Genomic DNA, 21,229 nt, shown 5'->3' with positions numbered 1-21,229 from the left:
CTTCCCGGAGTCGGGCTCAGCTCGCCCGGCGGCAGGCTCCACTCGCACGGAGGGCTCAGCCACCCCGGTAGAGCCGGGCCACCACGTCCTCGATGTCCGGCTCGACGATCGAGACGTCCCGCAGCGAGCCCAGGGCGGCCAGGGCGGCCACCACCTCGGCCACGCCCGCCGACTCCAGCGCGAAGGCCAGCCGGTGCCCGTCGGCCTCCACCCGGTGCAGCGGCGCGCCGGGCAGCGCCGGCGGCTCGGGCAGCGGGTCCTCCAGGTCGGCGACGAGCAGCCGACGAGAGCCGTACCGCTCGTGCAACGCGGCGATCGACCCGTCGTGCACCACCCGACCGTGGTCGACCACCACCAGGCGACGGCAGAGCCGCTCGATGTCGGCCAGGTCGTGGGTGGTGAGCACCAGCGTGGTGTCCCCGGCCCGGCCCAGCTCGCCGAGGAAGCCACGGACCGCCTGCTTGCTCACCACGTCCAGGCCGATCGTCGGCTCGTCGAGGAAGAGCACCTCGGGGCCGTGTAGCAGGGCGGCCGTCAGCTCGCCGCGCATCCGCTGCCCAAGGGACAGTTGCCGGACCGGGGTGTCCAGGAAGGCGTCCAGGTCGAGCAGGCTCCGGCAGCGGCGCAGCCGGGCGGCGTGCGCGGCGGCCGGCACCCGGTAGACGTGCCGCAGCAGCGCGAACGACTCCCGTAGCGGCAGGTCCCACCAGAGCTGCGAGCGCTGGCCGAAGACGACGCCGATGCGCAGCGCGAGCCGGGTGCGCTGGGCGACCGGGCGCAGGCCGCAGACGCGCACCTCGCCGGCGGAGGGCGTCAGCACCCCGGTGAGCATCTTGAGCGTGGTGGACTTGCCCGCGCCGTTGGGCCCGATGTAGCCGAGCGTCTCGCCCCGAAGGACCCGCAGGTCGACCCCGTCCACGGCGGTGACCCGACGCTTCTCCCGGCGCAGCCGGCCGGCCCGCACCCGGACCGTGAACTCCTTGCGCAGCCCGTCGGCCACGATGACGTCGTCGCTCACGACCCCGTACTCCGGTAGTGGCGGACGCCGGTGCGCCAGGCCGCCGCGGCCCCGGCGGCGGCGACCAGCGCGACCGCCGGCGCGGCCCAACCGACCCAGCCCGGCAGGCCGAGCGGGTCGGCGCGGCCGAGCAGCGCCAACGCCGGGTGGTAGCTGACGAAGGCGAAGCCCAGGCCGTACGCGAACACGGCGCGGAACCAGCCGCCGAACACGGTGACCGGGTACGAGGTGAAGTCCCGGCCGCCGTAGGTGACCGAGTTGGCCAGCTCGCCCGAGTCGACCCACCAGAAGGAGACGGTGGCGGTGGCGACGAAGACCGCCCCGAAGAAGACCACGCCGGACACCGGGGCGACGACCACCAACAGCGCCCGCGCCGGGGTCCACTGGACGCCGGCCGAGCCGACCGCGACGACCAGTACGGCGAGCCCGAAGACCGCCCGGGACACCTTGCGCAGCGGCAGGTCCATCAGCAGCAACTGCGGCAGCGCGCCGAGCGGGCGGACCAGCACGGCGTCGAACAGCCCCGTGCGCACGTAGCGGGGCAGCCGCTCGATGTTGCCCACCAGCAGATCGGCGGTGGCGAACGCGCAGGTCGAGAGGCCGACGATCACCAGCGTCTCGCGGAGCGTGAAGCCGCCCAACTCCCGCGTGACGCCGAAGATGACCAGCACGGTCAGCACGTCGAAGACGGTGGACCCGACGTTGCCGAGCACGTCGACCACGAACGACGTCCGGTACGCCGTCTGCGACCGCGCCTGCGCCCCCAGCAGCGCCCGGTACGCGGCCAGCGCCCCGCCGCCGCGGCGCCCGGCGGTCGACGCCACGGCCCCGTCAGCCACCCTGCACCACCAGGCGGCGTTCGGCGCGGCGCTGCACGAGCCGGCAGGCGGCCAGGACCAGCACCGCCCAGGCGAGCTGGAGGCCGACCAGCCCGACCTGGGTGCCGGTCGGGTCCCGCTCGACGAGCACGTCGAGCGGGGTCTGGAGCAGGCTCGGGAAGGGGGTGCCCAGCCAGAGGACGTGCTGGAGCCACTCCGGCAGGAAGCGCAGGGGGAAGTAGAGCCCGGCGAGCACCCCCGAGCCGAGGGTCCAGAGGATCATCGGCCCCCGGACGTCCTGCAACCAGTACGCGGTCGCGTTGACCAGGAACCGGCAGCCGAAGCAGAGCACCACGGCGGCGACGGCGGAGAGCGCGAAGAGTGGCAGGGTGGACCAGCGTCGGGGCACGTACACCTCGAAGAAGAGCGGCCCGACCAGCACCGGCGGGAGCAGCCGGACCAGGGCGGCGTGGCCGGCGCGGCCCAGGTCGGTGGCGAGGTGGCTGGTCACCGGGTGCACCGGCCGCAGCAGGTCGCTGGCGACGTCGCCGGTGCGGATCCGGTCCGCCAGGTCCGTCCACCCCCAGAGCAGGACGACGGCGAGCAGGCCCTGACCCACCCAGACGAAGCTGGCGAGCTGGGTCCGGTCGTACCCGGCCACCGTGCCGGCGGCACCGGCCGCGGCGAGGAGGACGTAGCAGCGCAGGAAGCCGAAGACCGTGTTGGTGACGACGCCCGCCACGGTCGCCTGCCGATACGTGGCGTAACGTCGGAAGCCTGATCCGGTTATAGCACCAAATGTCCGGAACCATAGGATAACGTTTGGGGTGGTGGGCGGTGCCACAGTGGCGGTGAGCGAGCCCACGCCGCTACCCTCCTTCCGCAGCCACGCCATGCCGGGACGGGCGACTCTACCGGCACGTGGGGCGCCCAGCGCGACAATTTGCAACGAGGTGACATCGCCGTGAGCGAGCGGACGCGAGCCGGCCACCGGGGCGCCGCCGTGAGCGAGCGGACGCGGGCCGGCCACCCCGGCGCGCCCGTTCACCGACGGCGCGCTGCGGCCGTTCCGCTCACCCGCCGTGGCGACAGGTCCCCGAGATGAGCCGCTACGCCGACCGGTGGCACGACACCGGCGAACCGTCCTGGATGGTCGAGCCGACCACCGAGTGGCACCCGCAGTTCCCGGGCCAGCGCTACCCCGGCGACATCGGCATCCAGCACGCCCCGCCCGCGCCCCGGGGCCGGGCGGTCGCCGTCGGCCGCGCCGAGGTGCCCCCGCTCGCGCCGACCCGACCCGACGGGACCTACCTCGGCCGGTCCTGGGACGACGACCCCGACGGCTGGACCGGCCGGCAGGAAGGCTGGAACGGCCGGCAGGAAAGCTGGAGCGGCCCGCTTGGCGGCCCCGACGGGCGGCGCGACGACGAGCCGTACCGCCGGCCGCACGCGGAGCCGACCTGGCCGGACGATCGGCAGCCGCCGCACCGGCAGGAACCGCCGCACCGCAACGCCCGGGACGGCTTCGACGGGCCCGGCCGCTCCGGCGCGGGCCGGCCGGCCGACTCCCTCCGGCCGCGCGACCACGACCGCTACGACGCCCGCCCGCCACGGCACGAGCCGGCCGGACGGGACCGCCCCGTCTCGCCCGCCGGCCGCTCGGAGCCGGGCTGGCTGCCCGAGCCGGGCGAGGACCAGCGCCGGTCGCCGGCGTACCAGCGGCCGGACCCGGGCTACGACCGGCGGCCGGAGCCAGGTCACGACCACCGGCCGGGCCCGGGCCACGATCGCCGGCCGGAACCCGGTCACGACGGCCGTTCCGAGCGCGACCACGACGACCGGACACAGCGCGACCACGACGGCCGTTCCGAGCGCGGTCACGATCCGCGGGTCGGACCAGGGCACGACCGCCGGCCCGAGACCGACGACGACCGCCGAACGGGCGAGGGGGCCCGCCAGCCCCGGTACCAGTGGGGTGTTCCCACCGAGCACCGCCCCTCGGACGCGCCGCGGGACCGTACTTCGGACGAGCGGCGGGGCGGTTCCTCCGACGAGCGGCGGGAGCGCGTCGGGGACGGGCCGGGGCCGTGGGAGCACGCCGCGTCGGGGCAGTGGGAACGGCGTTCCGACGGGCGGGAGGAACGCGCCCCGGGCGGACGGGGCCGCGAGCCGGGCGTACCCGCCGACGGGTGGCAGCGCCCCGACCGGGCCGCGAGCGGGCAGCCGTACCGTGACGGGGAACGGCGCCAGCCGGAGCCGGACGAGCGGTGGCAGGCACGCGAGGCGGCGGCGCGCGCCGAGGCGTACCCGGATCGGCGCCCGCGCGAGGCCGCCCGGCCCGAGGCGTACCGGGAGCATGAGGCGTACCGGGAGCCGCACCCGCAGCAGGGCGGGTTGCCCTGGCCGTCGTCCGGCCCGGCGCAGCCCGGTTTCGATCGGGACACGCGCCGCACCGCACCGCACCCCGAACACCGGCGGCCGGCCGACCGTCCCCACCACCACGGGGGCCCGCACGAGGCCGCCGCACCACCGGCCCAGCCCCGGCACGAGGAACTGCGCCCGTACCCGCCGTCGCGGGGTCCCGCTGGCGGCGACCGCCCGGTGTCCGGCGCGCCGGTCTCGGTACCGCCGGTCTCCGGCCCGCCGGTCTCGGTGCCGCCTGCCGCCGGCCCGCCGGTCTCGGTACCGCCCGGCTCCGGCCCTCGGGGCTTCCTGACCCCGCGTGACGAGGTTGCGGTCCCTGGCCGGCCGGTCTCCCCCGCGCCGCCCCGCGACATGCCGCCCACGGACCGAACCGGCCCGGTCGCGCCGTCCCGCGACCTGCCCGTGTCGCCCGCTGGTCCCGTCCCGCGCCCGATCCCCGCTGCGGGCCCACCCGCCGGCCCGCCGCCATCGGCCGGTCCGGCCACCGCCCGCCAGACGGCACCGGCAGCCCCGGTGTCGCCGGCAGCCCCGGTGTCGCCGGTGTCGCCGGCAGCCCCGGTGTCGCCGCCAAACCCGACGCCGCCGCCAAGCCGGGTGTCGCCGGCAGCCCCGGTCAGGGGTGACGCGGTACCGCCAGCAGGCCCGGCCGCCGGCCGCCCGCTGTCGCCGGCAGGCCCGATGCCGCCGGCAAGCCCGATGCCGCCGGCAGGCCCGGTTACCAGCCGACCGGTGTCACCCGCCGGTCCGGTCCGAGGTGACGCGGTTACGCCAGCAAGCCCCGGCCCCGGCCGCCCGGTGTCACCCGCAGCTCCGGTCACCGGCCGACCGGTGTCACCCGCAGGCCCGACCACCAGCCGACCGATCTCCCCGGCAGGCCCTCCCGCCAGCCGACCGGTGTCGCCGGGGGGTCCGATCGGCGAGCCACCGGCTGCTGGTTCTCGGCCGCCGCTGCCCGCCGTCGAGGAGCAGTTCCAAGCGACCGGCCATGTGCCGCGACCTGCTCCCGAGGACGACGTCACGCCGGTCCCGGCACCGCCCGCCGCCCGACTGCGGCTGGAGTTCCTGCCGGCACCGGGGGCCACGTCCAGCACCGGGTCCTCCGGCCCGGCCCCGGCACGCCCCGAGCCGGTCCCGCCGACCCACCCGTACGCGCCCACACCGCAGCAGGGCCTCGGTGCCGACCATCGCGACGCCGAGCCCGTGATCGGACCCCCGGCCACCACGCCGCCGGCCGACCATCCGGCGAACGCCCACCCGGCCGGTCCGCGCCCCGCTCCCGAGGACAGGGGCGCGGCGACCACCCCAGCGGTTCCGTCGGAGACGCCAGCGGCCGCGATGCCGCTCGCAGCGGGCATGCCCAGGGTGTACGTTCCGCCGCCACCGAGCGATGCGCCGGCGCCGGCGGCCCCGCCCCGACCCCAGCCGGCCGTGCCGAGCGGCGCGGACGCCTGGTTCCGGCCCTCCAAGCCCATGACGCCTTCCGCAGAGACGGACGACGCCCGTCCCGCGGAGGCAGACAACCCTCGCCCCGCTGCCCCGGCGGACGCGTCCCCGCGCGCCATGTCGACACCCCCGGTCGACGCGGCGGCCCCGAAGCCCGTCCAGGACGACCTCCTATCGCCCGAGCCCACCCACGACCGCCTCGACGGGGCGGCTGGGACCGATCCGGTGACACCCGCACCGGCCTCGCCGGGGACCTCGTCGACGGCCGCCGCGTCGGTTACCTCGCCTGTGTCTTCGCCGCCGGCTACGCCGCCTGCCTCCGGTCCGCCTGCCGGACCGGTATCCGTGCCACCCACGGCACCCGCCCCGACCCCTGCGGCAGGCGACCCGGCTCCCCCGAGTCACTCGGCCGCCACACGACCGGAGCCGGCGGGGCCCCACCTCGCCTCCGCACCGGCACGCCCCGTCTCCGGACCACCTGTCCCCCGCCCTGTCTCCGTGCCCCCTGCCCCGCACGTGTCGGCATCACCCGCCGGGCCGGAGTCGGCACCCCCGGCCCCGTCGAAGTCGGCACCGCCCGCCCGGTCGGAGGCGATGCCCGCAGTGCCGCCGGAGTCGGCACCACCAACCCGGACGGAGGTCGTGCCCCCGGTCCCACCCGAGTCGACACCACCAACCCAGACGCGCTCGGCGCCCCCGACCCCGCCGGAGTCGGCACCACCAACCCAGACGCGCTCGGCGCCCCCGACCCCGCCGGAGTCGGCACCACCAACCCAGACGCGCTCGGCGCCCCCGACCCCGCCGGAGTCAACACCGCCTGCCGCGTCGGATCCGGTGCCAAGGGAGCACGCCGCTCCTGCCCAAGTCACGCTTGACGGTCTTCAAACCGGCCAGTCCAGGCCCGAGAACCTCGCACAGACCGTGACGGCGCCTGCCCCGGGCGCTTCTGCCCCGCCGCCCGCAACGGGCGTCGCGCCCCGGCACACCCCCGACACCGACGCCGCGACCAGGGCTGGACCCGCCGGTGGAACACCATGGCTGTCACCGAAGGGTTTTGACACCCATGGCGTTCCACTCGACGCTACCGAGCCGCGCTCAGCGTCCGCGCCGCCCCCAGATGCGGCAGTGCGGGCAACCGCACCGCTGAGCGGCGCAACCGGAACGGTTCCTCCCGCGCGACCGGTCGACGCGTCCCCGAGCGACTTCGTCCCTGGACCGGCGACGGTGAGCAGCGCGCCCGACGCCGTTCCATCGGCGGCGGCACCGGCCTCGGCCACGCCGGTTTCCGGACCGCCTGCCCGGCCCGTGTCCATGCCCCCGGCGGGGCCCGCTGCCTCACTCACGGCGCGGCCCGTGTCCACGCCGCCCGCTGCGACCCCGACACAGGCCACACCCGTGCCGCCCCTCGCGACTCCGACACAGGCCACACCCGTGCCGCCCGCTGCGACCCCGACACAGGCCACACCCGTGCCGCCCCTCGCGACTCCGACACAGGCCGCACCCGTGCCGCCTGTCACGGGTACGGCGGCCGGGGGTGTCTTGCCGGCTCCCACGCTCTTCCCCGCTCTGCCGGTGGACGGGCCCTTGCCCGCGCCACCCGAAGGACACACCCCGGTGCCCGAAGACCGCCCGGAGGACGGTCCCGCGCCCGTTGCTGTGCCGGCCGACGCGCCGGTCACCGCGCCGCTGGCACAGGCCCTGCCCACTCCGCCTGTCGCGCCCGTGTCGGCCCCGCCGACCCGGCCCGCCACCGTAGCCACCGACAGCACGCCGTCGATGCCGGCTCAGCCGGTCACCACGCCACCCTCCGAAAAACCGGCAGTGCCACCAGGCGTCCCCGACGTCGCGCCGGGACAGGGGGTGCCCATGCCGCCAGCACCGCCTGTCGACGCGCCGCCGGCGTCGCCCCTCACCATGTCACCGGCGCAACCACCATCCGCGCTGCCCGTCTCCGAGGCAGCCGCGCCGCCGCCTGTCTCCGCGCCGCCGGCGCGACCGGCGCCAACAGCGCCCACACCGCCGGCGCAACCAGTGCCAGCGTCACCCGCGCCGCCAGTTGCCGAACCGCTGGTTCCTTCCGCCACCGGGCCGGTACCGCCCGTCTCGGCAGCACCGGCACAAGCGGGACCGCTGACACCGGCCGTCACCGCGCCCGGATCACCCGTCTCGGTGCCGCCAGTTGCACAAGCCGAACCGCTGGCACCGGCTGCCGCCGCCCCGGCACCACCCGTCCCGGCACCGCCCATCCCGGCACCACCCGCCCCGGCACCGCCCGGCCCGACACCGCCCGCCCCGGCACCGCCCGCCCCGGCACCGCCCATCCCGGCACCGCCAGCCCCGACACCGCCCGCCCCGACACCGCCCATCTCGGCAGCGCCCGTCTCGGCGGTGCCCGGGCAGCCGGTGTCAGCGCCGCCCGTCTCGGCGTCGGCACAGCCGGCGTCCGCAGCGTCCGCGCCGGCCGTATCGGCACCGATCGGGCAGGGTCCGTCGGCTGCTGGCGAACGGCACGAACGCGCCCAGGAGCAACGCGGCACCGAGCGACGCGCCCAGGAGCAACGCGGCCCCGAACAGCGCGGCCCCGAACAGCGCGGCCCGGAACCGCGGGACGTCGACCGGACGAGTGCCGCGCAGGGCGACCCGGAGCAGGTGCTGGCGGCCTACCGCTGGCGGCTCGACCCGGAGACCCTGCGCGAGGTGATGGAGGTGCCGGAGGAGTTCCGGACGATCCGCCGACGCCTCACCGAGAAGCTGGGCGCCGCCGTGGACAACCGGTCGCGCGCCCGGCTGCTGAGCCTGCGGGCGGTGGTCTCACGGCTGCTCGGCGAGCTGGACGACGCGCTCGCCGACGGTCGGCTCGCACTCACGTACGCGGAGGCGACCGGGGAGTTGCGGCGTACGGCGGTCGCGCAGGCACGGCTGGCGCACGTGCTGCGCTGGCGCGGCGAGTTCGTGGAGGCCGACCGGCTCTTCGCCGAGGCCAACTCGACGGAGCTGCCCGACCGGCTGCGCGCGGCGTTGCACGAGCACGCGGGGCGGTCGTGCTACGACCAGGGCCGGTTGATGGAGGCGTGCCACCACTTCGAGCGGGCCCTCGACCTGCGCGGCGACGGGGACCCCGAACTCCAGGCACGGATCCGGCTCAGCCTGGACTCGGTGGCGGCGCGGGTGGCGGAGACGGGCTTCGGGCCGTACCCCCGGAGTCGGGACGAGATGCTGGAGCGTGACCGGCCCCCGGTGCCGGCACGCGACGGCGACCTGTGGGGTTTCGCCGACCCGGACGGCGACATGGCCATCGCGGCCGAGTACGCCGAGGCGCAGGCGTTCCGCGAGGGGCTGGCCTGGGTGCGGCGGCCGGAGACGGAGCGGTGGTCGCTGGTCGACCTCGCCGGCGCCACCGTGCTCGGGCCGTCCTACCCGGTGGTCCGCCCGTTCAGCGACGGGCTGGCCTGGGTGTCGGACGGCGCCTCCGGGTGGGTGGCGATCGACGCCGGCGGCGAGGTGGTCGTGCCGCACGGCTTCGCGGACGTACGCCCGTTCCACCGCGGCGTGGCGGTGGTCCGCCGGGAGGGCTGGGGGGCGGTCGACCGCAACGGTCGCATCGTGGTGCCCACCCGGTACCACGGGTTCGCCACGGTGCTGGCCGACGGCCGGTACGTCGACGGTTTCACCGACGAGGGGCTGGCCGTGGTGGACGTGGCCGGCCGGCGGGGCGTGGTGGACCGCACCGGGAAGGTGCTGGTCCCGCCCGCCCATCCGGCGCTGGTCATCCACCCCGTCGCGTTCCTGGTCGACGACGGCACCGGGCACTGGGGTGCGCTCGACCGGCGGGGCGAGCCGCTGATCGAGCCGGTGCACCGCGACCGCGACGAGGTCGTCGCCGAGATCGAGCGGCTGCTCGTCGACACCCACCCGGTGCTCTGAGCAGCGGCTCCGGCCGCTCATGATCGGCAGGGGTAGGGTCGTGAGCATGGAATTCCGTCACCTGGGCCGTTCCGGCCTGATGGTCAGCGAGATCTCGTACGGCAACTGGATCACCCACGGCTCGCAGGTCGAGGAGGACGCGGCGTTCGCCTGCGTCCGGGCCGCCCTGGACGCCGGCATCACCACCTTCGACACGGCCGACGTGTACGCGGGCACCCGCGCCGAGGACGTGCTGGGCCGCGCGCTGGAGAGCGAGCGGCGCGAGGGGCTGGAGATCTTCACCAAGGTGTACTGGCCCACGGGACCGGGCCGCAACGACCGGGGCCTGTCCCGCAAGCACGTCATGGAGTCGATCAACGGCTCACTGCGCCGGCTGCGCACCGACTACGTGGACCTCTACCAGGCCCACCGGTACGACTACAGCACCCCGCTGGAGGAGACGATGGAGGCGTTCGCCGACGTCGTGCACTCCGGCAAGGCGCTCTACATCGGCGTCTCGGAGTGGAAGGCGTCGCAGATCCGCGAGGCCCACCAGCTCGCCCGGGAGCTGCGCATCCCGCTGGTCTCCAACCAGCCGCAGTACTCGATGCTCTGGCGGGTCATCGAGTCCGAGGTCGTCCCCACCAGCGAGGAGCTGGGCGTCGGGCAGATCGTGTGGTCGCCGATCGCGCAGGGCGTGCTCTCCGGCAAGTACCTGCCGGGTCAGCCGCCGCCGGCCGGCTCCCGCGCCGCCGACGAGAAGTCGGGCGCGGGCTTCATCGCCAGGTTCATGACCGACGACGTACTGACGCGGGTGCAGCGGCTCAAGCCGCTGGCCGAGCAGGCGGGCCTGAGCATGGCGCAGCTCGCCGTCGCCTGGGTGCTGCAGAACCCGAACGTCTCCTCGGCGATCATCGGCGCGTCCCGCCCCGAGCAGGTGCAGGACAACGTCAAGGCCGCCGGCGTGCAGCTCGACGCCGATCTGCTCAAGGCGATCGACGAGATCATCGACCCGATCGTCGAGCGCGACCCGGCCCGGACCGAGTCCCCCGCCGCGCGTCCGTGACACCCCCGGCCCGGCCGGCCCCCACGAAGGGGACCGGCCGGGCCGGGCAGCGCCGGGCCGACGGACCGGCCGGGCCGGGCGACGGCGGGGCGACGGACGGGCCGGGGCGACGGCGGGCCGGGTGCGACGTGCCGGTCAGCCCTGCCAGAAGCGGATCAGGTCCAGGCCGAGCGCGTAGAGCCACGACGGCAGGCCGAGGACGTCGCCCACGGCGAAGACCGCCCCGAAGAACCAGCCGCTGATCCGCGGGTTCCACAGCAGCGCGAACAGCAGGATGAAGCCGAACGGGGCGAACAGGTCGTACATCTTGCGCCACTGCGCGTTCAGCCACGGCTGGATCATGTTGCCGCCGTCGAGGCCGGGCACCGGGAGCAGGTTGAGCACGCTCGCGGTGAGCTGGAGGAACGCCAGCAGCGCCACCCCCGCCCAGAACTCGACCGGCCCGCCGCCGGCCGCGCCGAGGCGTAGGGCGGCCACCAGGACCAGCGTGAACAGCACGTTGGTGGCCGGGCCCGCGAGGCTGACCAGCGTGTGCCGCAGCCGCCCGGGGATGGCGTGCCGGTCCACCCAGACCGCCCCGCCGGGCAGGCCGATGCCGCCGAGCAGCACCACCAGCACCGGCAGCCCGATCGACAGCAGCGGGTGGCTGTACTTCAGCGGGTTCAGCGTCAGGTAGCCCCGGTGGGCCACGCTGCGGTCGCCGGCCCGGAACGCGACGATCGCGTGGGCGTACTCGTGCAGGCAGAGCGACACCAACCAACCGGACACGACGAAGAGGAACACGTCGAGCCGCACGTTGCCGAACCCGTTCCAGGTCAGCACGCCGCTCGTGGCGAAGAGCGCGACCAGGGCGAGGAAGACCGGGCTGGGCCGGAACGCCGCCCGGGGCACGCCGAGCACCAGCGGCTCGCCCCCCGGGCGGTCGCCGGCCATCACTCCGCCGGGGGCAGCAGGCTCATCCGGTATTCCACCCGGTCGTCCTCGACGAGCGCGACCGAGGTGACGCCGGACGCCGCGAGCTCGCGCCAGGTCTGGCCGATCCAGGACTCGGCGTCCGCCTGGCTGCCGAACGACTCCGCCGGCCCCTCGACCGACTCACCGTTCGTGCCCTCGTACCGCCAGCTCCACGCCATGCCGCGTCTCCCCTCGCCGCTGATGTCCCGTGGGACGAACCCCCGCCAGCGTAGTCGGCCGCGCCCGTACGGGCGCGGCGCTCGGCGGCCGGGGCTCCGACGGGCTGATCAACCGGGGGCGACGGGCCGGTACCGTGGCCCGGTGCTGACTCAAGGAGTGGTGCTCAGCGAGCGGTACCGGCTGGGCGAACGGGTGGCGACCGGCGGCATGGGCGCGGTCTGGCGGTGCACCGACATCATGCTGGAGCGCGAGGTCGCGGTGAAGGTGCTGCTGCCGGCGCTGACCGCCGATCCCGAGTTCACCGCCCGGTTCAGGGCCGAGGCCCGGATGCTGGCGGCGCTGCGTCACCCGGGCGTGGTCGCCGTGCACGACGTCGGCCGGTCCACCCTCGCCGACGGCAGCCAGGCCGACTACCTGGTGATGGAGTACGTCGACGGCCAGCCGCTGAGCTCCTGGCTGCGGCGCGCCGGGCGGCTCGACCCGGCGTCCACCATGTCCGTGGTGGGGCAGGCCGCCGCGGCGTTGCACACCGCCCATCTCGCCGGCATCGTGCACCGGGACGTGAAGCCCGGCAACCTGCTGGTGAAGTCCGACGGCCGGGTGGTGCTGGTGGACTTCGGCATCGCCCGCTCGGGCACCACGGCGGGCATCACCGCCGCCAACGTGATGCTCGGCACCGCCTCGTACATGTCCCCCGAGCAGGCCGCGAACCAGCCGGTCTCCCCGGCGACGGACATCTACGCGCTCGGCGCGGTGGCGTACGTCTGCCTGGCGGGGCAGCCGCCGTTCGACGGCGACAACCCGCTCCAGGTGGCGCTGCGCCACGTCCAGGAGGAGCCGCCGCCGCTGCCGCCCGGCACCCCGCCGCCGGTGGTCGCGCTGGTGGAGCGGGCGATGGCCAAGCGCCCCGCCGACCGGTACCCGGACGCGGCGGCGCTCGCCGACGCCGCGGCCGAGGCGCGGGACGCGACGCTGGCCGTCGTCCCGGCCTCCGCCCGCCCGCCGTGGGCCGTCGCCGGGCCGGCCCCCGCCCCGCTCGCGTCCCTGGCCGGCGGGGGCACCGACCCGGGCGGCAGCTCTCTGCCCGGCGCGGGGACCGGTCCAGGCGGCAGGTCCCTCGCCGGCTCGGGAACCGGCCCGGGCGTCAGCTTCCAGCCCGGCGCCGGGCCGGGTGGCCTCGCCGCGCCCGCGCCGTCCGCCGCCGGGGCCGACGCGGGCCGCATGCCCCCCATCGACCCGTTCGGCGCGCTGCCGCCCGCTCCAGCCGGGCACCGGCCGGTCGCGCCGGCTGCGGAGGCGGCCCCGTTCGGGCGCCCGGGTCATCCGGCGGCCGGAAGCGACACGTGGGGCGGGCTGCCGCCGACCCGGGAGGACCCGGTCGAGGCGCGGCCGTCGCGGCGGCACCGGGGGGCGCTGGTCGGCGCGGCGGCCACCGTGTTCGTGGTGCTGGCCGGGGTGGTGGGGGCGACGACCCTCTTCTCGGGCGGAGACCCGGCCGGCGGGGACACGCCTACGGCGCTGACCGGCAGGTCCGTGGCGGCGGGGACTTCGGAGCCGGAGGGCGGCGACGGCACGGGGCAGCTCCAGGTCGACCCGTCGTCGGGCGTCACCCCGTCGGCGGCCCCGTCGTCCGGGGCGCCCTCGTCGACGCCCGGCCGCTCCTCGGCCCCCACGACCGGCGGCGAGCCGACCGTCACCTCGTCGGGGCGGCCCAGTTCCGCCCCGACGACCAGCCAGCCGGCGAAGCCGAACCCGTACACGCCGGTCGAGGCGTGCGGCAGCGGGTACAAGGTGATCGACTCGGCCGCGCTGACCGCCTCGGGCGTCCGCAAGGGCCGGGTCTACCTGCTCTACCACGCGGGCACCGGCACCAACTGTGTGGTGACGATGAAGGAGTCGGCGGTGGGCACGGCCACGTCCGCCTCGGCGTGGCTGGAGGTGCAGGGGCGGGCACGCAGCACTGACAGCGGGTCGTTCTCCTACTACGCGGGGCCGGTGCGAGCGAAGGCCGCCGGGGTCTGCGTGAAGTGGGGCGGGTCGACCGGCGGGGCCAGCTACGGCAGCGGCTTCGAGCACTGCGACTGAGCGGAGCCCGCGGCGCCTCACCCGCCGTGGGCGGGCCTACGGCGGCTGACCGCACCCGCCCGCCCACCGCCGGCCGGACCCGCCGGCCGCCGGCTGGGCCGCTGGCCGGCCGCGCGCCCGCTGGGCCACCGGCTCCTCGTACCTCCGGGGGCCATGCCCCGGGGGCTGGCTCTAAAGTACGGGCATGTCGGTTGACGGGTGGAACACGGTCCTGGTGCTCGGCGGCATCCGGTCCGGGAAGTCGGAGTTCGCCGAGTCCCTGGTCGCCGAGGCGCCGACGGTCCGCTACGTGGCCACCGCCGCCGACGCGCCCGCCGACGACGCGGAGTGGGCGGCCCGGCTGGCGGCGCACCGTGCCCGTCGACCGGAGACCTGGGCCACCGAGGAGACCGCGGACGACCCGCGCCGCCTGGCGGACGTGATCGCGTCCGCCGGCCCGAACGAGACGCTGCTCGTCGACGACCTCGGCGGCTGGGTTACGGTGCTGCTCGACCCGGCCCACCAGCCGGCCGACGACACCGCCACCATCGCCGAACTGGCGGCGGCGGTGCGCGGCTGCGCGGCCCGGCTGGTGCTGGTCAGCCCCGAGGTCGGGCTCTCGCTGGTGCCGACCACCCCGCTCGGCCGGGCGTTCACCGACGCGCTCGGCGCGGCCAACCGGGCGGTCGCCGACGCCTGCGACGCGGTCGTGCTGGTGGTCGCCGGGCAGGCGGCCTGGCTGAAGCCCGGCGCCCCGCAGCCGGGCGTCGTGCCGGCCCAGGCCGGCCCGGCCCCGCTCACCGCGACGGGTGCGCCGGCCGCCGCCACGACCGCCACCGGCGCGGCTGGCGGGCCGGTGGGCGTCGCGGAACCCGCCGCGGGCGTGCCCGCCCCCGCGTCGGCCGAGCCCGACGGCACCGCCTGGGCCGCACCGACCATGGCGCTGCCGGTGGTCGCCACCGGCCTGGTCATCCAGCCCGGGATGGAACTGCCCATGCCCGACGAGTACGCCGGCCCGCAGGCGGTCGAGCGGCTCGCCACGCTGGACGTGCCCGGGGCGGGGCTGGGCGCCCTGGAGCGGGTGGTCGGGTTCGCCGCCGCCACCCAGGGCACCGCCACGCCGGCCCCGTGGGGCTCCGTACGGGTGCTGCTGCTGCACGGCGACCACCTCGGCGGCGCCGCCGCCGGCAGCGTGGACGGCGAGTCGGCGCGCCGGGCCCGGCAGGCCCGCGCCGGCAGTGGGGTGCTGGCCCGGCTGGCCGCCGAGAGCGGCGCCGACGTCCAGGTCGTGGAGACCCCGGCCTCGGCACCGATGGAGGACGAGCCGGCGCTGACCGGCGAGCAGGTCGAGGCGGCCCTGCGGGACGGCTGGCGGCTCGCCGAGGAGGCCGCCGACGCGGGCGTACACCTGCTGGTGCTGGGGGCGTGCGGTGCCGGCACCGAGGCCGCCGCGGCGGCGGTGCTGGCCGCGACGGCCGGCGCCGAGACGCCCGCGGTGCTCGGCCGCGTGGTCACCGACTCGGGCGGGATCGACGACGCGGCCTGGATGCGGCGGTGCGCCGCCGTGCGGGACGCGCTGCACCGGACCCGGCGCTCGCCGCGCGGCGCCAAGGACGTGCTGGCCGAGCTGGGCGGCGGCGACATCGCCGTGGCCACCGGCGTCCTGCTCGGCGCGACCGCCCGCCGGCTGCCGGTCATGCTCGACGGGCCGGTCGGCGTGGCCGCCGCCATGGTCAGCCGTGACCTGGCCGGGCAGGCCCGGCACTGGTGCCTGCTGGCCGACCACCGCGGGGATCCCGCCGTCCGGCTCGCCGCCGACGTGCTGGGCCTGACCCCGCTGCTCGACGTGCACCTCGACCTCGGCGAGGGCGCCAACGCGCTGGCCGCGCTGCCGCTGCTGCGATCGGTGCTGGCGCTGGCCGCCGCGCTGCCGGCCCGCCCGTCGCCCGGCGGCGGGGCGGACGGCGACGACGGGAACGGCGACGAGGGGGACGGCGAGCCGGAGCCCGGTGTCGACACCGACGAGCCCGACTTCCGCGAGCCGGAGCCGGCCGGCCCCGGGCCGACCAGCACGGAACCGGAGACGGAGCCGGTGGACCCGTCCGGCCGGCGTGCCGGCTGAGTCGCGGCTCGCCGACGGGGCGCGGCTGGCGCTGACCACCTTCACCACCCTGCCGGTGCGCGCCGGGCGCATCGACCGACCGGTGGCGGGGACGGCGATGGCGCTCGCCCCGGCGGTCGGCGCGCTGCTCGGCGCCGTCCTGGCCGCGATCCTGCTGCCCCTGGGCGCGCTCGCGCCCCCGCTGGTCGCGGCGGCCGTGACCGTCGGCGCCGGCGCGCTGCTCACCCGCGGACTGCACCTGGACGGGCTGGCCGACACCGTGGACGCCCTGGGGTCGTACCGGCGGGGGACGGCCGCGCTGGAGATCATGAAGAAGCCGGACGTGGGCCCGTTCGGGGTGGTCGCGCTGGTGGTCGTACTCCTGGTGCAGACGGCGGCCCTCGCGGAGCTGGCCGGCCGGTCGTGGCCGGCGGCGCTCGCGGCGGTGGTGGCGGCGACCGCCGCGGGCCGGCTCGGGGTGACGGTTGCCTGCCGGCGCGGGGTGCCGGCGGCCCGCCCGGAGGGACTCGGCGCGCTGGTCGCCGGCACCGTCGGGCCCGTCGCGCTGGTGGGCGGGACGGTCGCCGTCGCGCTGCCGGCCCTCGCGGCCGTGCCGGGCCGCCCGTGGCAGGGGCCGCTCGCCGTCGCCGCCGCCCTCGCCGTCGCGGTGGGGCTGCTGCGGCACGTGGTACGCCGACTCGGCGGCGTCACGGGCGACGTGCTCGGCGCGACCGTGGAGGTGGTCACCACGCTGGTCTACCTGGGACTGGTGCTGTCCGGCTGAACCGGGCACGTCGCGGCGGGTAGCGTTCTCCCACGACAGCACCGGCGCGGCCATCCGGGGGACGACATGCTCATCACGGACGACTTCCTGCCCGTACCGGTCCCGGAGTCGCTGAGCGCGACCTATCTGGTGCCCATGACGGGGCTGCCGAAGGTGAGCACGAAGACGGCCGTGCAGCGGCTCAGCGGCCGGCTGGCCGAGCCGGTGCACGGGCTGGCCCGGCAGATGCTGGACAGCCCGCTGATGACCGTGGACACCCGCCCGATCGGCGAGTTCCCCGCGCTGCCGCCGGACCTGCTCACCGCGTTCGGCGCCACGGAGGCGCAGCTGGCCCGGCTGGCCGCCGCGAGCCACCTGGTGGTGGTGCAGGCCGAGTACCGGCCCGGCTGGCCGCCGGCCCACGAGTGGGCGGCGCGGGCGGTGGCCGCGGCCGTCGCCGAGTCCGTCGACGGCGACGTGGTGGACGTCTTCGGCCTGCAGTTCCTCGACCCGGCGACGGCGCTGCGCTCGCTGCCCGACGAGCAGGGGCGCATCCGGCTGGTCGACTGGGTGCTGGTGCCCTACTCCTCGGACGCCGAGGGCCTCTGGTTCACCACCAAGGGGCTGCGTCGCTTCGGGCTGCTGGAGCTGCAGACCCAGGGCGTGCCGGACCACCTGACCCGGGCGTGGGGCGCGGTGATGACCGGCGCGGCGCGGCGGCTGCTGCGGGACTGGACCGACGGGCTCTCCGGCGAGGAGGTGCCCGCGTTCGTGCAGCTGCCGGTGCTGGCCACGGTGACCGGGCACGACATCGCGGTGGCGTACGGCAATCCGGAGCAGCACGGGGCGACGGCGCCGGTGCTGCTGCGGCTGGAGCTGGACCCGGCCACCGACCCGGACGCCGACTCGTTCCTCAGCCTGCGTCCGCCGGCCGGGCACCCGGGGCCGGACGGCCGCTACTACGCCGCCGCCTGCGCGACCCTCTTCGCCGGCATCCAGCCGGACGTGCGCTACGCCCGCCCGGGCGACGCGATGAGCAGGGCGATCGCCACCGCACGCGCCGGGCTGGGCGACATCCGGGCCCGGTTCCTCGCCGGCCAGCTCCCGCCGGAGACGCAGCTCGTGGTGAAGTACGGGCTGCCGGGCGACGACGGCCCGGAGTACGTCTGGGCCGGGGTGACGTCGTGGGACGCGCCGGAACGGATCGTCGGCGCGAGCGCCAGCGACGCCAACACCGACCCCACCGTGCGCATCGGCTCCCTCGTCGTGGTGGAGGCGGCGGACGTGGTCGACTGGGCGGTGCTCGACGGCACCGGCGTCATCGAGGGCGGCTGGACCCAGGCCGTCCTGGACGCCGGCGAACGCCCCCCGCCCCCGGTCTGACCACGCCGGCCACCAGACCCCCGTTGATCATGAAGTTATCGCCGATCCGGACGGCTGCAACTTCATGATCAACGGGTCGCGGTCACTTCACCGAAGGGGTGACGAACGGGGGGCGGGTGACGCGCATCTGGGCGCGGCGGCCGCGGATGTCGACCTCGACCAGGTCGCCGTCGGCGAGCTTCGGGGCGGTGTCCAGCAGTGCCAGGGCGATGCCCTGCTTCCTGGTCGGGGAGAACGTGCCGCTGGTGATCGTGCCGACCTGCCCGTCGCCGACGAACACCGCCATGCCGGGGCGCGGGATCGCCCGGTCGACGGCCTCCAGGCCGCGCAGCGTACGCCTCGGGCCGGCGGCCTTCTCGGCGAGCAGCGCGTCGCGGCCCCAGAAGGCCGCCTTGTCCCAGCCGACCGCCCAGCCGGAGCGGGCCTGCACCGGGGTGATCTCCAGCGACAGGTCCTGCCCGTGCAGCGGGTACCCCATCTCGGTGCGCAGGGTGTCCCGGGCGGCCAGCCCGCAGGCGCGCAGCTCGAAGGGCTCCCCGGCGGCGAAGAGCGCGTCCCAGACCGCGACGGCGTGCTCCGCCGGCGCCACCAGCTCGAAGCCCAGCTCGCCGGTGTAGCCGGTGCGGCACACGGTCAGCTCGACCGGCCCGGACGCCACGTCCAGGGTCGCGGTGGAGAAGCTCATGTAGCCGTGGTCGGTCGGCAGGCCCAGCGCGCCGAGCAGCTCCGCCGAGCGCGGCCCCTGCACGGCGAGGACGGCGTACGCCTCGTGCTCGTCGGTGACCGTGACCGACGCGGGCGCGGCGGCGCGGAGCCGGCGCACCACCTCGGCGGTGTTCGCCGCGTTCGGGATGAGGAAGACGTGGTCGTCGGCGTGCAGGTAGGCGATGATGTCGTCCACCACGCCGCCGGTGGCGTCGTCGCAGCACAGCGTGTACTGCGCCTGGCCCGGCCCGATGCGGCGGAGGTCGTTGCTCAGGCAGGCGTTGACGAACTCCGCCGCGCCCGGCCCGGTCACCCGCGCCTTGCCGAGGTGGGAGACGTCGAAGACGCCGACCCCGGTCCGCACCGCGGTGTGCTCCTTGAGCACGCCGCCCCCGGCGTACTCCAGCGGCATCTCCCAGCCGCCGAACGGGGCGAACTTCGCGCCCGCAGCGGTGTGCCGCTCGTGCAGGGGGGAACGGCGCAGCCGGGTCGCGGCGGCGTCGGAGGTCACGTCGGTCATGGGTGGGAACTTACCGGGGCCTGAACGGCTGGTTAGCATCGGCGGGACCCGCCGGAGCCGTCGGCGGGACAGCCCCGACCTCCGACGGGTACGTTCCGCCGGAGACCTTCATCGCCGGTACGCCTCGACGCGACCGGCCCGGCCCGCCCGGAGTAGCTTCAGTGACATCGCCCAGCACCACCCTGAGCCTGGTCGACACCGACCCCGCCGAGCTCGCCGTCGACGCGATCGTGATCGGCGTGCACAGCCAGACCGGAGAGCAGGACGCCACCAGCGGCCCCGCCGGTACCCTGCTGCTGGCCAGCGGCGCGGAGAGCATCGCCGCCGCCTTCGACGGCAAGCTGACCGAGACACTGGCCCTGTTGGGCGCGACCGGCGGCCCCGGCGAGGTGATCAAGCTGGCCACGCTGGGCACCGTGACGGCCCCGGTGGTCGCGGCGGTCGGGCTCGGCCCGGAGCCCACCGGCGCCGCCCCGGCCCCGGAGGCCCTGCGCCGGGCGGCCGGCGCGGCCGTCCGGGCGCTCGCCGGCGCGCCGCGGGTGGCGCTGGCCCTGCCGCTGCCGGACGACGCCGACGCGCCGGCCGCGCTGCGGGCCGTGGCGGAGGGGGCGCTGCTCGGCGGGTACCGGTTCGCCGGCTACAAGACCCGGCCGCAGCCGGCCCGGCGGGAGCCGGTGGCCGAGGTGCTGGTGGCCGTCCCGGACGCCGGTGACGCCGGCGCCCAGGCCGAGATCGCCCGGGCCCAGGCGGTCGGTGGCGCGGTCCGGCGCAGCCGGGACTGGGTCAACACCGCCCCCAACGAGCTGCGCCCGCCGTCCTTCGCCGACTCGGTGGCGGACGCCGCCCGCGAGGCCGGCCTCGAGGTCGAGGTCCTCGACGAGGCCGCTCTGGCGGCCGGCGGCTACGGCGGCATCATCGCCGTCGGGCAGGGCTCGGAGGCCCCGCCGCGCCTGGTGAAGCTGAGCTACACCCCGGCCGGCGGCGGCAACGGCAAGCGGGTCGCGCTGGTCGGCAAGGGCATCACCTTCGACACCGGCGGCATCTCGATCAAGCCGGCGCAGGGCATGTGGGAGATGAAGTCCGACATGGCGGGCGCCGCCGCGGTGGGCGCCACCATGCTGGCAATCGCCGCGCTCAAGCCGTCGGTGGCGGTGACCGCGTACCTGCCGATGGCGGAGAACATGCCGTCCGGGCGGTCGTACCGGCCGGGTGACGTGATCAGCATGTACAACGGCAAGAAGGTCGAGGTGCTCAACACCGACGCCGAGGGCCGGATGATCCTGGCCGACGCCATGGCACGGGCCTGCGAGGACGGCTGCGACTACCTCTTCGAGACCTCCACCCTGACCGGCGGGCAGGTCATCGCGCTGGGCAAGAAGATCGCCGGCGTGATGGGCAGCCCGGAGCTGTGCGAGCGGGTCAGGGTCGCCGGCGACGCCGTCGGCGAGCCGGCCTGGCCGATGCCGCTGCCGGACGACGTACGCAAGGGCATGGACTCCGACGTGGCCGACATCTCGCAGGTCAACGCCGGCATGGACCGGGCCGGTCACATGCTCCAGGGCGGGGTGTTCCTGCGCGAGTTCGTCACCGAGGACGTGGCCTGGGCGCACATCGACATCGCCGGGCCGGGCTACCACTCGGGCGAGCCGACCGGCTACTGGACCAAGGGCGGCACCGGCGTCCCGGTCCGCACGCTCGTCCAGCTCGTCGAGGACGTCGCCGCCAACGGCTGAGGTGTAAGGAAGGGCCCCTTGTTAACGCGGCGGTTTCAAGGGGTCGTTGCAACGCGTTGGCTAGTCGGTGACGGCTAGGAGCTTAGCGAGGCGCTCGGCTGGGGTATCCCAGCCGAGCGTTTTGCGTGGGCGGCCGTTGAGTTCGGCGGCGACG

At 76.4% G+C, this 21,229-nt stretch carries 14 protein-coding genes; 7 read left to right on the top strand and 7 right to left on the bottom strand.

Annotated elements, in window-relative coordinates; all coding sequences use genetic code 11:
* Nucleotides 1–55: 55 nt before the first annotated feature.
* The 4 genes from AB0G14_RS02845 to AB0G14_RS02830 all read right to left on the bottom strand — a co-directional run bounded on the left by AB0G14_RS02845 (nucleotide 56) and on the right by AB0G14_RS02830 (nucleotide 4,350).
* Nucleotides 56–1,018: an ATP-binding cassette domain-containing protein gene (locus AB0G14_RS02845; RefSeq protein WP_357693084.1), complete on the bottom strand. Its 963-nt coding sequence runs from the start codon at nucleotides 1,016–1,018 to the stop codon at nucleotides 56–58.
* Nucleotides 1,015–1,857: an ABC-2 family transporter protein gene (locus tag AB0G14_RS02840; protein WP_357693082.1), complete on the bottom strand. Its 843-nt coding sequence runs from the start codon at nucleotides 1,855–1,857 to the stop codon at nucleotides 1,015–1,017. Before AB0G14_RS02840 ends, AB0G14_RS02845 begins: the two co-directional genes overlap by 4 nt.
* Complete coding sequence (locus AB0G14_RS02835; RefSeq protein WP_357693081.1) at nucleotides 1,850–2,701, bottom strand: ABC-2 family transporter protein; 852 nt, start codon at nucleotides 2,699–2,701, stop codon at nucleotides 1,850–1,852. The genes AB0G14_RS02840 and AB0G14_RS02835 overlap by 8 nt, the downstream gene beginning before the upstream one ends.
* Nucleotides 2,702–2,880: 179 nt before the next feature.
* Complete coding sequence (locus AB0G14_RS02830; RefSeq protein WP_357693079.1) at nucleotides 2,881–4,350, bottom strand: hypothetical protein; 1,470 nt, start codon at nucleotides 4,348–4,350, stop codon at nucleotides 2,881–2,883.
* 3,756 nt (nucleotides 4,351–8,106) lie between these two features.
* Between AB0G14_RS02830 and AB0G14_RS02825 the strand changes: the two genes are divergently transcribed.
* A complete protein-coding gene (locus tag AB0G14_RS02825) occupies nucleotides 8,107–9,627 on the top strand; it encodes a WG repeat-containing protein (protein WP_357693077.1) in 1,521 nt (506 codons plus the stop codon).
* 46 nt (nucleotides 9,628–9,673) lie between these two features.
* A complete protein-coding gene (locus AB0G14_RS02820; RefSeq protein WP_357693075.1) occupies nucleotides 9,674–10,672 on the top strand; it encodes an aldo/keto reductase family protein in 999 nt (332 codons plus the stop codon).
* A 135-nt stretch (nucleotides 10,673–10,807) separates the two neighbouring features.
* On the opposite strand, the gene AB0G14_RS02815 is transcribed toward AB0G14_RS02820, so the two are convergent.
* Nucleotides 10,808–11,605, bottom strand: a complete 798-nt coding sequence (locus AB0G14_RS02815) for a site-2 protease family protein (RefSeq protein ID WP_357693073.1) — start codon at nucleotides 11,603–11,605, stop codon at nucleotides 10,808–10,810.
* Entirely contained in the window at nucleotides 11,605–11,805 is a 201-nt protein-coding gene (locus tag AB0G14_RS02810; RefSeq protein WP_350707905.1) for a hypothetical protein, read from the bottom strand. Before AB0G14_RS02810 ends, AB0G14_RS02815 begins: the two co-directional genes overlap by 1 nt.
* A gap of 142 nt (nucleotides 11,806–11,947) precedes the next feature.
* On the opposite strand from AB0G14_RS02810, the gene AB0G14_RS02805 reads away from it, so the two are divergent.
* From AB0G14_RS02805 to AB0G14_RS02790, 4 genes are all read left to right on the top strand, one after another.
* The gene (locus tag AB0G14_RS02805; protein WP_357693071.1) at nucleotides 11,948–13,891 is read left to right on the top strand and encodes a protein kinase; all 1,944 of its coding nucleotides are present in this window, start codon (nucleotides 11,948–11,950) and stop codon (nucleotides 13,889–13,891) included.
* A 184-nt stretch (nucleotides 13,892–14,075) separates the two neighbouring features.
* Entirely contained in the window at nucleotides 14,076–15,992 is a 1,917-nt protein-coding gene (locus AB0G14_RS02800) for a bifunctional adenosylcobinamide kinase/adenosylcobinamide-phosphate guanylyltransferase (protein WP_357693069.1), read from the top strand.
* A complete protein-coding gene (gene cobS / locus AB0G14_RS02795) occupies nucleotides 15,982–16,755 on the top strand; it encodes an adenosylcobinamide-GDP ribazoletransferase (protein ID WP_357693067.1) in 774 nt (257 codons plus the stop codon). Before AB0G14_RS02800 ends, cobS begins: the two co-directional genes overlap by 11 nt.
* A 66-nt stretch (nucleotides 16,756–16,821) precedes the next feature.
* On the top strand, nucleotides 16,822–18,117 hold the full coding sequence (locus AB0G14_RS02790; protein WP_357693065.1) for a DUF2314 domain-containing protein: 1,296 nt from the start codon (nucleotides 16,822–16,824) through the stop codon (nucleotides 18,115–18,117).
* Nucleotides 18,118–18,199: 82 nt separating this feature from the next.
* On the opposite strand, the gene gcvT is transcribed toward AB0G14_RS02790, so the two are convergent.
* On the bottom strand, nucleotides 18,200–19,342 hold the full coding sequence (gcvT, locus tag AB0G14_RS02785) for a glycine cleavage system aminomethyltransferase GcvT (RefSeq protein WP_357693063.1): 1,143 nt from the start codon (nucleotides 19,340–19,342) through the stop codon (nucleotides 18,200–18,202).
* Nucleotides 19,343–19,503: 161 nt separating this feature from the next.
* Here gcvT and AB0G14_RS02780 point away from each other — a divergent pair, with 161 nt between their 5' ends.
* The gene (locus AB0G14_RS02780) at nucleotides 19,504–21,075 is read left to right on the top strand and encodes a leucyl aminopeptidase (RefSeq protein WP_357693061.1); all 1,572 of its coding nucleotides are present in this window, start codon (nucleotides 19,504–19,506) and stop codon (nucleotides 21,073–21,075) included.
* Nucleotides 21,076–21,229 lie beyond the last annotated feature (154 nt).

The organism is Micromonospora sp. NPDC023814 (assembly GCF_040639595.1).
Lineage (GTDB): Bacteria > Actinomycetota > Actinomycetes > Mycobacteriales > Micromonosporaceae > Micromonospora.
Note: the sequence above shows the minus strand (reverse complement) of the source record. Positions and strands in the feature narration are given on the sequence as shown.

What these genes read in the sequence shown, in the direction of transcription:
- AB0G14_RS02820 (WP_357693075.1), top strand. Translation starts at nt 9,674, where the DNA reads ATGGAATTCCGTCACCTGGGCCGTTCCGGCCTGATGGTCAGCGAGATC.
- AB0G14_RS02815 (WP_357693073.1), bottom strand. Translation starts at nt 11,605, where the DNA reads ATGGCCGGCGACCGCCCGGGGGGCGAGCCGCTGGTGCTCGGCGTGCCC.
- AB0G14_RS02810 (WP_350707905.1), bottom strand. Translation starts at nt 11,805, where the DNA reads ATGGCGTGGAGCTGGCGGTACGAGGGCACGAACGGTGAGTCGGTCGAG.
- AB0G14_RS02800 (WP_357693069.1), top strand. Translation starts at nt 14,076, where the DNA reads ATGTCGGTTGACGGGTGGAACACGGTCCTGGTGCTCGGCGGCATCCGG.
- AB0G14_RS02790 (WP_357693065.1), top strand. Translation starts at nt 16,822, where the DNA reads ATGCTCATCACGGACGACTTCCTGCCCGTACCGGTCCCGGAGTCGCTG.
- gcvT (WP_357693063.1), bottom strand. Translation starts at nt 19,342, where the DNA reads ATGACCGACGTGACCTCCGACGCCGCCGCGACCCGGCTGCGCCGTTCC.